Annotated in this window: 10 protein-coding genes; 4 read left to right on the top strand and 6 right to left on the bottom strand. The window is 61.4% G+C overall.

What is annotated here, in order from left to right; all coding sequences use genetic code 11:
* Nucleotides 1-83: 83 nt before the first annotated feature.
* From glgB to AC07Y2_RS27315, 3 genes are all read right to left on the bottom strand, one after another.
* On the bottom strand, nt 84-2,315 hold the full coding sequence (glgB, locus tag AC07Y2_RS27325) for a 1,4-alpha-glucan branching protein GlgB (protein ID WP_103387322.1): 2,232 nt from the start codon (nt 2,313-2,315) through the stop codon (nt 84-86).
* A 2-nt stretch (nt 2,316-2,317) separates the two neighbouring features.
* Nucleotides 2,318-5,659: a maltose alpha-D-glucosyltransferase gene (treS, locus tag AC07Y2_RS27320; RefSeq protein ID WP_103387323.1), complete on the bottom strand. Its 3,342-nt coding sequence runs from the start codon at nt 5,657-5,659 to the stop codon at nt 2,318-2,320.
* Nucleotides 5,660-5,824: 165 nt separating this feature from the next.
* A complete protein-coding gene (locus AC07Y2_RS27315) occupies nt 5,825-7,822 on the bottom strand; it encodes an alpha-1,4-glucan--maltose-1-phosphate maltosyltransferase (protein ID WP_103387324.1) in 1,998 nt (665 codons plus the stop codon).
* Between the two features lie 216 nt (nt 7,823-8,038).
* Here AC07Y2_RS27315 and AC07Y2_RS27310 point away from each other — a divergent pair, with 216 nt between their 5' ends.
* Entirely contained in the window at nt 8,039-8,197 is a 159-nt protein-coding gene (locus tag AC07Y2_RS27310; RefSeq protein WP_165369575.1) for a hypothetical protein, read from the top strand.
* Here AC07Y2_RS27310 and AC07Y2_RS27305 read toward each other — a convergent pair whose 3' ends face one another.
* Nucleotides 8,198-8,734: an MgtC/SapB family protein gene (locus AC07Y2_RS27305; RefSeq protein ID WP_103387325.1), complete on the bottom strand. Its 537-nt coding sequence runs from the start codon at nt 8,732-8,734 to the stop codon at nt 8,198-8,200.
* Between the two features lie 123 nt (nt 8,735-8,857).
* On the opposite strand from AC07Y2_RS27305, the gene AC07Y2_RS27300 reads away from it, so the two are divergent.
* From AC07Y2_RS27300 to mapR, 3 genes are all read left to right on the top strand, one after another.
* Nucleotides 8,858-9,106, top strand: a complete 249-nt coding sequence (locus tag AC07Y2_RS27300; RefSeq protein ID WP_007952135.1) for a DUF3203 family protein — start codon at nt 8,858-8,860, stop codon at nt 9,104-9,106.
* A 195-nt stretch (nt 9,107-9,301) separates the two neighbouring features.
* Entirely contained in the window at nt 9,302-10,732 is a 1,431-nt protein-coding gene (gene ccoG / locus AC07Y2_RS27295) for a cytochrome c oxidase accessory protein CcoG (protein ID WP_085667115.1), read from the top strand.
* Between the two features lie 221 nt (nt 10,733-10,953).
* Entirely contained in the window at nt 10,954-12,363 is a 1,410-nt protein-coding gene (gene mapR, locus AC07Y2_RS27290; RefSeq protein ID WP_103387326.1) for a GntR family transcriptional regulator MpaR, read from the top strand.
* A gap of 159 nt (nt 12,364-12,522) precedes the next feature.
* Here mapR and AC07Y2_RS27285 read toward each other — a convergent pair whose 3' ends face one another.
* Both AC07Y2_RS27285 and AC07Y2_RS27280 read right to left on the bottom strand, forming a co-directional pair.
* A complete protein-coding gene (locus AC07Y2_RS27285; RefSeq protein ID WP_039772394.1) occupies nt 12,523-13,269 on the bottom strand; it encodes an SDR family oxidoreductase in 747 nt (248 codons plus the stop codon).
* A gap of 85 nt (nt 13,270-13,354) precedes the next feature.
* The gene (locus AC07Y2_RS27280) at nt 13,355-15,436 is read right to left on the bottom strand and encodes a putative bifunctional diguanylate cyclase/phosphodiesterase (RefSeq protein ID WP_103387328.1); all 2,082 of its coding nucleotides are present in this window, start codon (nt 15,434-15,436) and stop codon (nt 13,355-13,357) included.
* Nucleotides 15,437-15,471 lie beyond the last annotated feature (35 nt).

Raw genomic sequence — 15,471 nt, 5'->3', positions numbered from 1 at the left:
GCTCCGCGTCCCTTCCAGAGCTGGAACGCGGAGCGTCCCTTGAGGCATTCCCACGCAGAGCGTGGGAACGATCTCGCGTGAGGTCAGCCCTCAGGTTTGAGGATCAACACCGCCAGCGGCGGCAAATTCAGCTCCAGCGACAACGCCTGGCCGTGACTGGCCACCTCTTCGGTGAACGCCCCGCCACCATTGCCATAGTTGGAACCGGCGTAGGTGTCGGCATCACTGTTGAGCAATTCCTTCCAGCGTCCGGCAAACGGCACACCGACCCGGTAAGACTGGCGCGGCACCGGGGTGAAGTTGGCCACCACCAGCACCGGCGTGCCGTCCTTGCTCCAGCGCAGCCATGCGTAAACGCTGTTGATCGCATCATCGCCGATCAACCACTGAAAGCCTTGCGGCGCATCGTCCTGCTCGTGCAGCGACGGCTCTTCGCGGTAGAGCCGGTTGAGGTCGCCGACCAGTTTCTGCACGCCTTGGTGTTCCGAATATTGCAGCAGATACCAGTCCAGTTGCTGGTCGTGGTTCCACTCGCGCCACTGACCGAACTCGCAGCCCATGAACAGCAACTTCTTGCCCGGATGGGTCCACATGAAGCTCAGGTAGGCGCGCAGGTTGGCGAATTTCTGCCAGCGGTCGCCGGGCATCTTGTCGATCAGCGAATGCTTGCCGTGAACCACTTCGTCGTGGGAAATCGGCAGGATGAACCGCTCGGACCAGGCGTAGACCAGACCGAAACTCAATTCGTTGTGATGATGGGCGCGGTAAACCGGATCCTGCTGAATGTAATGCAGCGAATCGTGCATCCAGCCCATGTTCCATTTGTAGGCAAAACCGAGCCCGCCCTGCTGGGTGCTCTGGCTGACGCCCGGCCACGCTGTGGACTCCTCGGCGATCACCAGCGCGCCCGGTGCTTCCAGTGCCACCACGTCGTTCAAGTGCCGCAGGAAGTCGATGGCTTCCAGGTTCTCGCGACCGCCATGACGATTGGGCACCCACTCGCCGGCCTTGCGCGAATAATCGCGATAGAGCATCGACGCAACCGCATCGACCCGCAGCCCATCAACGTGGAAATGCTTCAACCAGTGCAGCGCCGACGCCAGCATGTAGCCGTGCACTTCGGTGCGGCCCAGGTTGTAGATCAGCGTGTCCCAGTCCTGATGAAAACCTTCTTGCGGGTTGCCGTACTCATACAACGCCGTGCCATCGAACTGCGCCAGACCGTGGGTATCGGTGGGGAAATGCGCCGGCACCCAGTCGAGAATCACACCGATGCCGGCCTGATGGCAGGCATTGACGAAATCGCCGAACTGCTCGGGCGTGCCGTATCGCGCACTGGGAGCGAACTGCGACAGCAACTGATAGCCCCAGGAACCGCCGAACGGGTGCTCCATGATCGGCATCAGTTCAATGTGGGTGAAGCCCAGCTCCTTCACGTAGGGGATCAAGCGCTCGGCCAGTTCCGGCCAGGTGTACTGACGCGCCACTTCGCCGAGATCATCGAGTTCGCACTGCCAGGATCCGGCGTGCAACTCATAGATCGACAGCGGCGCGCTGTGCTGCTGGCGCTCGTGGCGGCTGCTCATCCAGTCCTGATCCTGCCAGTCGATCTGCAACGGCGCGGCGACTTTTGACGCAGTGTCCGGCGGCAGGCTGGTGGCCAGTGCCATCGGGTCAGCCTTGAGCGGCAGGATGCCGTGAGCACCGAGGATTTCGTATTTGTACAGCTCGCCCGCCTGCAGGCGCGGAATGAACAATTCCCACACGCCAGACGGATGTCGCAGGCGCATCGGATGCCGTCGGCCATCCCAGACGTTGAAGTCACCGACCACCGACACCCGCCGGGCATTCGGCGCCCACACGGCGAAACGTACACCGTCGACGCCATCGACGGTTTTCAACTGTGCGCCGAGGCAACTGCTGAGGTCGCGGTGATTGCCTTCGGCAAACAGGTACAGGTCCATTTCACCGAGCAACTGACCAAAGCTGTAGGGATCTTCCGCGACCTGCTCGCCACCGGCCCAGCGGGTGCGCAACAGGTACGGCCGTGCGCCCTCGAAATGCCCGACGAACAGCCCCGGCGTTTCGGTAGCCTCCAGCGGACCGAGTTCTTCGCCACTGTTTTTATCGACGACAGAAACACTCAACGCGCCGGGCAGATACGCCCGGATAAATTGCCCGCCGGCGCCATCGCCGTGGGGGCCAAGAATGGAAAACGGGTCGTGGTGTTCTGCGCGCACCAAGGCATCAATGTCTTTTGCAGTGGGCAGCAATCTTTCTTTAGCGTGACCCTGTTCCCTGTTCGAGAAACTCATGACTACTCTCCACCAAGATCGGAAAAGGGTTTGAGCCCCGTCAATAACCCATACAGACCGTGCAGCGGCACGGGCAGCCAGGTGGGGCGATTTTCGGCTTCATAGGCCACTTCGTAGGCCGCTTTCTCCAGACCGAACAACGCCAGTGCGGCGTCGGCACCTTCAGGATCTTGCCAGGCATGATCAAGACTAGCTGCCGCCTGACGATATGCCTGGAGAAATGCTTCACGGGCTTCACGCAGGTAACGCTCCGTGACCCGCCGACGCGCGGCTTCGGCCTCGGGGCTGTTGTCGACGTTGTGCACATTCAGCGCCATCGCGGCGGCATAGTCGAAGGAGCGCAGCACTCCGCTGACGTCCTTGTACGGACTGTGCTTGCCACGGCGCTCGGCCAGTGGCCGCGCCGGTTCGCCCTCGAAGTCGATCAGATAGGCATCGCCCTTGATTACCAGCACCTGCCCCAAATGCAGGTCGCCGTGGACACGGATCCGCAGACCGCCGGCGGATTGCTTGGCCAGTTCCTGCACGTGGGCAAGGATGGTTTTCTTGTTGTCGAGCAAACGAGCGACCAGCTTCTGATCCGCCGCATCGAGCTCGCCCTGATGCTGTTTGAGCAGCTTCAGCGCATGCTCGACCTGCGCCGCGACATCCTTGCCGGTCGCCTGAGCATCCTTGGCCGAACTGACTTGCGGCGCGAAGTCCTTGTTGTCGCTCGGCGCTGCCAATACCTGATGCATTTCCCCCAGACGCTGGCCGAGCATGCCGGCGAAATCCTTCAGCTCACCGAGGGCGTTGTAGTGTTGCGCCTGCTCGGACACGGCGTCAGCCAGTTCGTCGCGCAGCGCCCGTTCGAGGTTGTTCTGCGTCCATTCCCAGGCGTCGCCCTGATTGCTCAGATAGCCCTGTGCAATCATCAATAGATTGTCTTCACCATCGGCGCCGCGGCGAATCACCGAACCCAGCAGCGGTGAGATATTGGCAAATCCGGCTGCGGTCAGGTAAGCGCTCATCTCCAGTTCCGGGTGTACGCCAGAAGCGACTTTTCGGATCAGCTTAAGTACCAGACTGTTGCCGATCACCACTGAACTGTTGGATTGCTCGGCGGACAGATAGCGCACTTCGGATTCCGCGCCGAGGCCGAGTTTTTCCAGTTGCGGCGTCGCCTCGAAACGGATCTCGCCATCACTGGACTCCAGCACCGTACCGCCCTGCATGCCTTGCAGCACCGCGCGAACAAATGCTTCAAGACTGAACGCATCGGTAATCAACCCGACCTGACGAACCCGGCGCACTCGGGCCAGGGCCAGTTGTTGCGGCAACGCCGGCCCGACCTGATCTTCGGCAATGAAGCCGAACGGCAGTTGATAGCGACTGGTCTGCCCGCCGCTCTGCACTTCGATTTCGCTGAACAACACCGGATGCTGCGCATCGCCGAAGCGCACGCCGTAGGCCAGTTTCACCTGGTCGATGGCCGCGTCCTTGCCGGCGAACCAGCGGCGGTTCTGCAGCCAGCTCGGCAGGATCGCCTGCTCAAGGGTGGCGCGGGACGGCGCCTCGAGCAGTTCTTCCATGCGTTTTTTCAACACCAGCGTGGTGAAGTCCGGCAGGCTCTGCGCAGGTTCCACGTGCCAGCTCGGCATCTGGTTTTCCGCCGCCAAGCCGAACCAGTAGAAACCGTAGGGCGGCAGGGTCAGCAGGAAACTCAACTGGCCGATGGGCGGGAACGCGTTACCACCGAGCATTTCCACCGGCACCATGCCGACGTAGGCCGACAGGTCGAGTTCCACCGCTTGTGCACTGCGTGACACGTTGGCTACGCACAGAATGATTTCGTGCTTGCCGTCCGGCCCGGTGTATTCGCGGGTGTAGGCCAGCACGCGACGGTTGGCCGGCGACAACATCTTCAAGGTGCCACGACCGAACGCCTTGGATTGCTTGCGCACGGTCAGCAGGCGTCGGGTCCAGTTCAGCAGCGAATGCGGGTCGCCGGCCTGGGTTTCGACGTTGACCGACTGATAGCCGTATTGCGGGTCCATGATCGGCGGCAACACCAGACTGGCCGGGTCGGCGCGGGAGAAGCCGCCGTTGCGGTCGATCGACCATTGCATCGGCGTACGCACGCCGTCGCGGTCGCCCAGATAGATGTTGTCGCCCATGCCGATTTCATCGCCGTAATACAGGGTCGGCGTGCCGGGCATCGACAGCAGCAGGCTGTTGAGCAACTCGATGCGGCGGCGGTCGCGCTCCATCAGCGGCGCCAGACGTCGACGGATGCCGAGGTTGATCCGTGCGCGACGGTCGGCCGCGTAGTAATTCCACAGGTAGTCGCGTTCCTTGTCGGTGACCATCTCCAGCGTCAGTTCATCGTGGTTGCGCAGGAAAATCGCCCATTGGCAGTTGGCCGGGATCTCCGGGGTCTGGCGCAGGATGTCGGTGATCGGGAAGCGATCTTCCTGGGCCAGCGCCATGTACATGCGCGGCATCAGCGGAAAGTGGAACGCCATGTGGCATTCGTCGCCATTCACGCCTTCGGCGTCGGTGTCGCCGAAGTACAACTGAGTGTCTTCCGGCCATTGGTTGGCTTCGGCCAGCAGCATGCGATCGGGGTAGTTGGCGTCGATTTCGGCGCGGATCTGCTTGAGGACGTCGTGGGTTTCCGGGAGGTTTTCGTTGTTGGTGCCATCGCGCTCAATCAGGTACGGAATGGCATCCAGTCGCAGGCCGTCGATGCCCATGTCCAGCCAGTAACGCATGACCGACAGCACCGCTTTCATGACTTGCGGGTTATCGAAATTCAGGTCCGGCTGGTGCGAATAGAAGCGGTGCCAGAAGTATTGGCCCGCCACCGGGTCCCAGGTCCAGTTGGACTTTTCGGTGTCGAGGAAAATGATCCGGGTGCCGTCGTATTTTTGATCGTCATCCGACCACACATAGAAATCCCGCGCTGCCGAGCCGGGCTTGGCCTTGCGCGCCCGCTGAAACCACGGATGCTGATCGGAGGTGTGGTTAATGACCAGCTCAGTGATCACCCGCAGGCCACGCTTGTGCGCTTCGGCAATGAAGCGCTTGGCGTCGGCCATCGTCCCGTAATCGCTGTGGACGCCCCGATATTCGGCGATGTCGTAACCGTCGTCGCGGCGTGGCGAGGGGTAGAACGGCAACAGCCAGATGGTGTTGACGCCAAGATCGGCGATGTAATCGAGTTTGGCGATCAGGCCTGGAAAGTCGCCGATCCCGTCGTTATTCGAGTCGAAAAAGGATTTGACGTGAACTTGATAGATGACCGCATCCTTGTACCAGAGCGGATCCTTGATAAAGGTGGCTGCCTTGGGTTTCTTCGCCATGTGAAACTCCTGTTGAATTCATTGAAGCCGAAGCTGCTTCTGATCGTTCCCACGCTCCGCGTGGGAATGCCGCCATGGACGCTCTGCGTCCGCTTTGGGACGCGGAGCGTCCCGGTATGCATTCCCACGCGGAGCGTGGGAACGATCAGGAACCGATCAAGTCGATCAGGAAGAAGTGATGCGCCAGATTCCAAACGGCTGATATGCCGGGTCGATCCGCATGAACTGGTACTTGCCGTGCCAGTCCCAGCGATGGCCGTTCATCAAGTCTTCGCCGTGGGTGGTGGCATCGTCCGGCAGGCCCATTTCCCACAGCGGCAGCTCGAAATTCGCCTCCTGTACGTTATGCGGATCCAGGCTGACGGCCACCAGAATGAAGTTGCTGCCGTCCGCGCTGCGCTTGCCGAAATACAGAATGTTGTCGTTCCAGGCGTTGTAGATCTTCAGGCCCAGATGGCTGTGCAGCGCCGGGTTCTGGCGGCGGATGCGGTTGAGCTGGGCGATCTCGGCAATGATGTTGCCGGGCTGGTTGAAGTCGCGGACGCGGATCTCGTACTTCTCGGAATCGAGGTATTCCTCCTTGCCCGGCACTGGCGCCGATTCGCACAGTTCAAATCCCGAGTACATGCCCCACAGGCCCGAACCCATGGTCGCCAGCGCCGCGCGAATGAGGAATCCGGGACGTCCCGACTCATGCAGGAACGCCGGGTTGATGTCCGGAGTGTTGACGAAGAAATTCGGCCGGTAGCACTCGCGCCACGGTGATTCATTGAGTTCGGTGAAGTAGGTTGCCAGTTCGGCCTTGGTGTTGCGCCAGGTGAAATAGGTGTAGCTCTGGGTGTACCCGACCTTGCCCAGCCGCGCCATCATCGCCGGGGTGGTGAAAGCCTCGGCGAGGAAGATCACTTCCGGGTACAGCGTACGGACATCAGCGATCAGCCATTGCCAGAACGGCAACGGCTTGGTGTGCGGGTTGTCGACGCGAAAGATCTTCACGCCCTCCTGCACCCAGCCGACCACAATGTCGCGCAACTCGACCCACAGGCTCGGAATCGCTTCCGGTGCGTAGAAGTCGACGTTGACGATGTCCTGGTATTTCTTCGGCGGGTTCTCCGCGTATTTGATCGTGCCGTCCGGTCGCCAGTTGAACCAGCCCGGATGCCGCTTGAGCCACGGGTGATCCTGGGAACACTGGATCGCGAAGTCGAGAGCGATTTCCAGACCATGCTCGGCAGCGGCGGCCACCAGCCGACGGAAGTCCTCACGGGTGCCGAGTTGCGAGTGAATCGCTTCGTGGCCGCCCTCCTCGCTGCCGATCGCATATGGACTGCCGGGATCGTCCGGGCCGGCGGTCAGGGAATTGTTGCGACCCTTGCGATGGCTGCGACCAATCGGGTGGATCGGCGTGAAATACAACACGTCGAAGCCCATGTCCTGAATCATCGGCAGGCGCGAGTGCACGTCATTGAAGGTGCCATGGCGGGTGGGATCGTCGGTGATCGAGCGGGGAAACAGTTCGTACCAACTGGCGAATTCCGCCAATTCGCGCTCGACGTCCACCGGGAATTCCGCACTGAGGCTCAGGTAGGCGCGGTGATCGGCCTCGGCCATCAGTTGCGCACTGCGCGAGTGCAGAAACAACGCGACCTGCTCGGTTTCGAGCAGGCCGGACAATTCGTGGTGCAGAGCGGCCAGTTGTTCGCTGAGCTGACCTTCGCTGCGCTCGGCGGCCTGCTGCACCATGGTGCGTCCCTCTTGCAGCTCGAGGCTGACCGGGACGCCGGCGGTGTGCTTTTTCTCCAGTTCGTACTGAAAACTGGCGAACTGGTCGATCCAGGCTTCGATCAGGAACAGATAACGGCCCATGCGCTGCGGCTGAAACACACCGCGCCAGCCATTGTTGCCCTGATCGCTCATGACTTCGGTCTGCCAGGTCTCGTCACCCTCTTCGCGCCAGCGGATGCGCACCGCCAGTTTGTCGTGACCGTCGGCGAACACCTTGCTGGTGACCACGATCTCCCGACCAGCGATTGCCTTGACGGCAAATTGTCCGCCGTCGAGGGTCGGCATGGTGTTTTCAATGACGATGCGCGGCAACAGCAAGGCTTGCGACAGCGGCATGTGCGGGTTGTAGCTCTGTTCGGAAGGTTTTTCAGCAGTCATTGAGCATCTCTCCTTAACGCCCCAAGGACGCTCGTTTGCCTGTTTGGCGGTCACGGTCGGGCCTGGGCCCGGATGAACTCTCTCAGGTTCCGAGCGGCCGTCGCCGGGAAAAGTTCACAGGGATTTGCCGCGCTACAAAATCGGATCGATTTCGCAGTGAAGTGGTCAATCCACTTAAGCACGTCCCACGCCAAGTGCCACACGGAGGTTCACCCGATGACTATTCCGATTCCCGCTGAAACACCCGATCCGAACATCGACAAACCGACCCTGCCCGAAACCGAACCGCAACCGATTCCCGAACAGGAGCCGCCTGGCACCACGCCACCGCCCAAGGAAGAACCGCCGACGACCATGCCGCCGGTAATCGTCTGATCAGCGCGGGTCGTTGTGGTCTTTCTCGATGCGGTCTTTTTCGATGTGATCCTTTTCGAAGACTCTGACGATCCGTGGCATGACACTGAAGATCCCCAAAGCGAGCAACGTACTGAGCACCGCCGTCGCCTCGCGGCCCAGACCGGCCGCGACGCCGATGGCGGCGGTCATCCACAAACCGGCGGCGGTGGTCAGGCCCTTGACGTGACCTTCGTCGCCTTCATGATTCTTGAGGATGGTGCCGGCGCCGAGAAAACCGATCCCGGCAATTACCCCTTGCACCACCCGGCTCATGGCATCGGCCTGGGAACCGGACAACTGCGGCACCAGCACGAACAACGCCGCGCCAAGGGCTACCAGCATGTGCGTTCGCACCCCGGCGGCCTTGCCCTTGTGCTCGCGCTCGAACCCGAGAATCCCGCCCAATATGGCCGCCATCAACAAGCGCACGGTGATCCGGGTCAGCTGCGACGCATCACCGATGTCGGCGAATTCCGCTTGCAGGGTTTCCCACACTTCATGCCACCAGGCGTTCATCGTCCAGTCCTTGTTATGAGTTGATAAAAGATGGACAGCGCCGACCATTAATCGGTTGCGTAGAACGATCTGCAGAACCGCGCACCCTAACGATTCAGACTCCCGTGAAAAAAGGACAACCCCATGCCCCTTCGTATCGATGAAAGCAATCCGGAATCGAAAGTCTGTTTTTTCACCGTGGAAAATGGTGAAGAAATTCGGATCTGCGACACGCTGGAAGTCAGGACCGATAGCGAAAAAGCCATGTCGTTCGTCGAAGTGGAAGGACGGCGCATCTACGTCACCGAGGCCGAAGCTGATGCGTTGACCGTCGCAGGCGCCCGGGATGGGCGCAAACACCTGAAGGCCGACGACAGTGATTCGGTGATTTGACTGACCTCGATCAACAACCGGCGCAGAGCTCTGGGATAGGCCTCTGCGCTTTGGCCTGCGGGCTGCTTCAAGTTGTCGCAGGCGTGGCAGAACAGCCCATCTGATACGCTTTTTATTGAAATACCTGAGTCTGTTATGCAAACAGATCGGCGCTCATAGTTCCCTGGCCTGATGGAGGCTGATGAGCGAACGACCATGAGCGAACGAATCCCCGTCCGAACCGTAGAAGTATCTCCCCGGATAAAAAAAGTACCGGCGCGCCCAATGAAGGCGAAACACGCCACCAGCGACAACCAGATCTTCACCCGCAGCTTCACCGGCCTGTTCCGCACCTTGCGCATGAGTGGTGCGGGGTTTCTGTTCCTGTTGTTTTTCGGCACGGTGTGGCTGAACTGGGGCGGTCGTCAGGCAGTGCTCTGGGACCTTTCCGAAAGCAAATTCCACATCTTTGGCGCGACGTTCTGGCCGCAGGATTTCATTCTGCTCTCGGCGCTGCTGATCATCGCCGCGTTCGGCCTGTTCGCGATTACCGTGTTCGCCGGCCGGGTCTGGTGTGGCTACACCTGCCCGCAGAGTTCGTGGACGTGGATCTTCATGTGGTGCGAGAAGATCACCGAAGGCGAGCGCAACCAGCGGATCAAATTGCAGGCGGCGCCCTGGAGCTTGAACAAACTGGCGCGGCGTGCGGCCAAGCACACGCTGTGGCTGGCGATCAGTGTGCTGACCGGTCTGACCTTCGTCGGCTACTTCACCCCGATCCGGCCGCTGGCCGAAGAACTGCTGACCCTGCAGATCGGCGGCGTCAGTCTGTTCTGGGTGCTGTTCTTTACCGCTGCCACCTACATCAATGCCGGCTGGCTGCGTGAAGCGGTGTGCATGCACATGTGCCCGTATGCGCGATTCCAGAGCGTGATGTTCGACAAGGACACCCTGACCATTTCCTACGACGCCGCCCGTGGCGAAAACCGGGGCCCGCGCAAGCGCGAGGTGAAACCGGCCGAAGCCGGCCTCGGCGATTGCATCGACTGCCAGTTGTGCGTGCAGGTCTGCCCGACCGGCATCGACATCCGCGACGGCCTGCAAATGGAATGCATCGGTTGCGCGGCGTGCATCGATGCCTGCGACTCGATCATGGACAAGATGAATTACGCCCGTGGCCTGATTCGCTATACCTCCGAGCGCGAGTTGCAGGGTGGCAAGACGCATCTGCTGCGTCCAAGGCTGATCGGCTACGTCGCGGTGCTGGTGGTGATGATCGGCGCCCTCGCCCTGGCGTTGGTGGAACGACCAATGGTCTCGCTGGACGTGACCAAGGACCGTGGCCTGTTCCGTGAAAACGCTCAGGGCCAGATCGAAAACATCTACACCCTCAAGGTCATCAACAAAACCCAGCAGCGGCAGGACTACAACCTGACGCTGGTGGACGGTGAAGGCTTCGAGCTGCAAGGCAAGACCGAACTGAGCCTGGCGCCGGGCGAGATCGTCGATGTGCCGGTGTCGGTGGCGATGACCTCCGAACGCCCGGCCAGCAGCTCGCAGACCTTGAGTTTCAAGATTGCCGACAGTGATGAGCCGGGGATTTATAGCGTGGCGAAGAGCCGGTTTGTTGCGCCGATGAATCGCTGATCCCTTAGAATCGCCCCCTCACCCCAGCCCTCTCCCCCGAGGGGGCGAGGGGGAAAGGGAGCAGATCTCAGTTGCTTGCAAACCCGAGTTCGACTCCGGACTTTCAAGTCGGCGTAACTCGAACAAACAACTCGTTCAGTCCCCTCTCCCTCCGGGAGAGGGCTAGGGTGAGGGGGCTTTTCCCTGACACTCTACACATTCAACCAGCACCAAGGCCCCCGATGAAACGCTACGAAAAATTCGCCGACGACATCGCTGAACTGATCCGCTCCGGCGTCCTCGGCCCCGGTCAGCGGGTGCCGTCGGTGCGCTACGCGAGCCAGACTTACGGGGTCAGCCCGTCCACGGTGTTCCAGGCCTATTACCTGCTGGAACGTCGCGGCCTGATTCGTGCCCGCCCGCGTTCCGGCTACTTCGTCAACACCCACGCCCCGAGCCCGTTCTCGGAGCCGGTGATCAGCAGTCAGGTCAACGAGTCCACCGAGGTCGACGTCAGCGAACTGGTGTTCTCGGTACTGGAATCGATCAAGGACCCGAGCACCGTGCCCTTCGGCTCGGCATTCCCCAGCCCGACCCTGTTCCCGCTGCAACGCCTGTCCCGCTCACTGGCCAGCGCCGCCCGGGAGATGGACCCGCGCATGGTGGTCACCGACATGTCGCCGGGCAATCCGCAACTGCGCCGGCAGATCGCCCTGCGCTACATGGTGGGCGGCCTGATGCTGCCGATGGAAGAACTGCTCATCACCAACGGCGCCCTCGAAGCACTGAACCTGTGCCTGCAAGCCGTGACCGAACCCGGTGATCTGGTGGCCATCGAAGCCCCGGCGTTTTACGCCAGCCTGCAAGTACTCGAACGCCTGAAGCTCAAAGCCGTGGAAATCCCTGTGCACCCGCGCGACGGCATCGACCTCGGCGTGCTTGCCCAGACACTGGAACGGCACCCGATCAAGGCCTGCTGGTGCATGACCAGTTTCCAGAACCCGATGGGCGCGACCATGCCCGAGGCCAAGAAACAGGAACTGGTGGAACTGCTGAAACAGCATCAGGTGCCGCTGATCGAAGACGACGTCTACGCCGAACTCTATTACGGCCAGCAGGCGCCGAAACCCGCCAAAGCCTTCGACACCGAAGGGCTGGTGATGCACTGCGGCTCGTTCGCCAAGAGCCTGGCCCCCGGCTACCGAATCGGCTGGGTCGCCGCCGGCCGCTACGCACAGAAAATCGAACGACTGAAACTGATGACCTCGCTGTGCGCCTCGATGCCGGCACAAGCGGCCATCGCCGACTACCTGCAACACGGCGGCTACGACCGTCACCTGCGCAAACTGCGCTACGCCCTGGAAGAACAGCAAAGCGCCATGCTCGCGGCCATCGCCCGCTACTTCCCGGCGCAGACACGCGTGAGCCAACCCGCCGGCGGTTATTTTCTGTGGCTGGAACTGCCACCGCAGATGGATTCGTTGAAGTTGTTTCAGATGGCGTTGGCGCAGGGCATCAGCATTGCGCCGGGGCCGATTTTTTCGCCGACCCAGCGCTTCAGGAATTGCATTCGATTGAACTACGGCAGCCCGTGGACCGAGGATGCGGAGAAGGCGATGGAGACGTTGGGGCGGATTGTGCGGTCGTTCTGAAAGACCGCTGATCGTTCCCACGCAACCAGTTCAACGCCTAGACGATGATCGTTCCCACGCTCTGCGTGGGAATGCCTCAAGGGACGCTCCGCGTTCCAGCTCTGGAGGGGACGCGGAGCGTCCTGGGCTGCATTCCCACGCGGAGCGTGGGAACGATCATTAACGGCCGCCGCCGAGATCGACGAAAGTCCCCGTGGCATACGAAGCCTTGTCCGACAGCAACCAGACAATCGCCTCCGCCACTTCATCCGGCCGCCCGCCCCGGGCCATCGGAATCGCCGACTCCAGCTTGCTGACCCGATCCGGGTCGCCGCTCAAGGCGTGGAAGTCGGTATAGATGTAACCCGGACGCACCGCATTCACCCGAATCCCCTCGCCCGCCACTTCCTTGGACAGCCCGATGGTGAACGTATCCAGCGCGCCTTTGGACGCCGCGTAATCGACATATTCATTCGGCGAGCCCAGCCGCGCGGCAACCGAGGAGACGTTGACGATGCTGCCACCCTGCCCGCCGTGTTTGGGCGACATGCGCAGGATCGCGTGCTTGGCGCAGAGGATCGGCGCCAGCACATTGGTTTTCATGATTTTGAGAATGCGGAATTCGGACATTTCGTCGACCCGGGATTTTTGCCCCACGGTGCCGGCGTTGTTGACCAGGGCGGTGACGCGGCCCAGTTCGGTGTCGACCCGGTGAAACAGCGCAATCACTTCGTCTTCGATACTGACGTCGGCACGCACGGCGATGGCTGTGGCGCCGCGCTCACGCACCTGGTCCAGCACGTGGTGAGCGGCCTGTTCGTCGGTCTGGTAATTGATGCAGATCCGATAGCCTTGCTCGGCAGCCAACAGCGCGGTGGCGGCGCCGATTCCACGACCACCGCCGGTGATCACAATGACTTTATCCATGCTGGCCTTTCCCCCGATGCACACGTAACAGTCGGGGCAAGAATAACCGTCATTGCAGGGTTTTGCATGACCTGCGATTAGCGGCTCAGCTCACCGCCAATTGTTTGCCGCGCACGATGTCCTGCAGGAAGCGATCCGCCGGCATCGGGTGACCGAGCAGATAACCTTGCAGCGAATCGCAGCCCAGTTGCGTCAGGAAATCCTGCTGCGAATCGGTTTCCACACCTTCAGCCACGATGCGCAGCCCCAGCGCCTGACCGAGGGCGACGATCGCCGAGACGATGGCCGCGTCATCGCTGTCGTGCTCCAGATCGCGGACGAAACCGCGGTCGATCTTCAGCTCGTTGGCCGGCAGACGCTTGAGATACATCAGGCTCGAATAACCGGTGCCGAAGTCGTCGATGGACAGGTCGACGCCCATGTCGGACAGTTCCTGCAACACCGTCATGCTCGCATCGGCGTCACTCATGGCGGTGGTTTCGGTGATTTCCAGGGTCAGGCTGTTGGCCGGTAAATGGTGGGTGGCCAGGGCCTTGGCCACGCTGCTTACCAGCCCTGCATGGCAGAACTGCAACGCCGACAGGTTCACCGCAATCCGCCAGTCGGTGTAGCCCAGCACGTACCACTCGCGCATCTGCCGGCAGGCCTCATTGAGCACCCACTCGCCAATCGGAATGATCAGCCCGGTCTTCTCCGCCAGATCGATGAACTTGTCCGGCATCAGCATGCCCTGGGTCGGATGTTCCCAGCGCAACAAGGCTTCGGCACCGACCGGACGACCGTCGGCCGCATGAAATTTGGGTTGGTAATGCAGGCTGAACTCGCCATGCTCCAGCGCCGCCCGCAAGTCCTGCAGCAATTGCAGTTGCTTGCGCGCGTTGCTGTTCATCGAAACGTCGAAGAAGCTGTAACCGTTCTTGCCGCCGCCCTTGGCGTGGTACATCGCGGCGTCAGCGTTCATCAGCAGTTCCTGGGCGCTCTCCCCGTTGCCGGGGTACAGGGCAATGCCGACGCTGGCGGAAATCTGCAACTCATGCTCGGCGACCCGGAACGACCGGGCGATCAAGCCGACCTGACGCGCCGCCAGACCCAGCGCATCGTTGGGTTCGGTCAGGCGCACCAGCAGGACAAACTCATCGCCACCGATCCGCGCCAGCGTGTCGAGGCTGCGCAAATCTTCGCGCAGACGCACCGCCACTTCGCGCAGCAACTGATCGCCCATGTGGTGACCGAAAGCGTCGTTGACCGGTTTGAAGCCGTCCAGATCGATGAACATCAGCGCAAAACAGCCGCCCTGCTCGTTGACCTTTTTCATCGCCTGATTGATCCGGTCATCCAGCAGCATGCGGTTGGGCAGGCCGGTCAGGGTGTCGTGCAGCGCCAGTTGGGTGAGTTCGCGGTTGGCCACGGTCAATGAATGGGCCAGATCAGCCGTACGGGCTTCGAGGCGGGCGTCGAGAATCGAGGTCAGCAGCGCAATGGCCAGCACCGCCAGCGTGGTGATCAGTACCAGATTGTCGAGACCGTTGCCGTTCAGGCCGCTGAGTGCCGCGCCGCAGAAACTGCCGTCGGGAAACCGCGCCGCCGCCATGCCGGTGTAGTGCATGCCGACAATCGCCACGCCCATGACAATCGCCGCCCCGGCCCGAAACAGCCGCACGTAAGGCGAATGCTGACGCAGGCGAAAGGCGATCCACAGCGCTGCCGCCGAAGCGCCGACAGCGATCAGCAACGAGGCGCCGAACAGTGTCGGATCGTAGTCGATGCCCGGCTGCATGCGCATCGCGGCCATGCCGGTGTAATGCATCGCGCTGATGCCGGCGCCCATGATCAACGCGCCAAAGGCCAGTTGCCAGGCCGGCAGTTTCGGCTGACTGACCAGCCACAGCGCGAAACCGCAGGACAGCACGGCGATCAGCAATGAAAGCGCCGTGATCGAAATGTCGTAACCGAGGCTGATCGGCAGCTTGAACGCCAGCATGCCAATGAAGTGCATCGACCAGACGCCGATGCCCATGGCAAACGCTCCGCCGGCCGTCCATAAATGCACGGCGCGGCCCTTGGCAGTGGCAATGCGCCCGGTGAGATCGAGCGCGGTGTAGGAAGCGAGGATCGCCACACACAGCGAAATGAAAACCAGCGTGAAGGAGTAGCTACCGATGAGCATGGGAATTCTCGTGACCACCCCGCCGTACTGCGTCC

Source organism: Pseudomonas sp. GW456-12-1-14-TSB6 (genome assembly GCF_059424205.1).
The sequence above is the reverse complement of the archived record's forward strand: the minus strand, read 5'-3'. Positions and strand labels throughout refer to the sequence as shown.

Coding starts and splice junctions, on each gene's coding strand:
- glgB (WP_103387322.1), bottom strand. CDS start 2,315: ATGAGTTTCTCGAACAGGGAACAGGGTCACGCTAAAGAAAGATTGCTG.
- treS (WP_103387323.1), bottom strand. CDS start 5,659: ATGGCGAAGAAACCCAAGGCAGCCACCTTTATCAAGGATCCGCTCTGG.
- AC07Y2_RS27315 (WP_103387324.1), bottom strand. CDS start 7,822: ATGACTGCTGAAAAACCTTCCGAACAGAGCTACAACCCGCACATGCCG.
- AC07Y2_RS27310 (WP_165369575.1), top strand. CDS start 8,039: ATGACTATTCCGATTCCCGCTGAAACACCCGATCCGAACATCGACAAA.
- AC07Y2_RS27305 (WP_103387325.1), bottom strand. CDS start 8,734: ATGAACGCCTGGTGGCATGAAGTGTGGGAAACCCTGCAAGCGGAATTC.
- AC07Y2_RS27300 (WP_007952135.1), top strand. CDS start 8,858: ATGCCCCTTCGTATCGATGAAAGCAATCCGGAATCGAAAGTCTGTTTT.
- ccoG (WP_085667115.1), top strand. CDS start 9,302: ATGAGCGAACGAATCCCCGTCCGAACCGTAGAAGTATCTCCCCGGATA.
- mapR (WP_103387326.1), top strand. CDS start 10,954: ATGAAACGCTACGAAAAATTCGCCGACGACATCGCTGAACTGATCCGC.
- AC07Y2_RS27285 (WP_039772394.1), bottom strand. CDS start 13,269: ATGGATAAAGTCATTGTGATCACCGGCGGTGGTCGTGGAATCGGCGCC.
- AC07Y2_RS27280 (WP_103387328.1), bottom strand. CDS start 15,436: ATGCTCATCGGTAGCTACTCCTTCACGCTGGTTTTCATTTCGCTGTGT.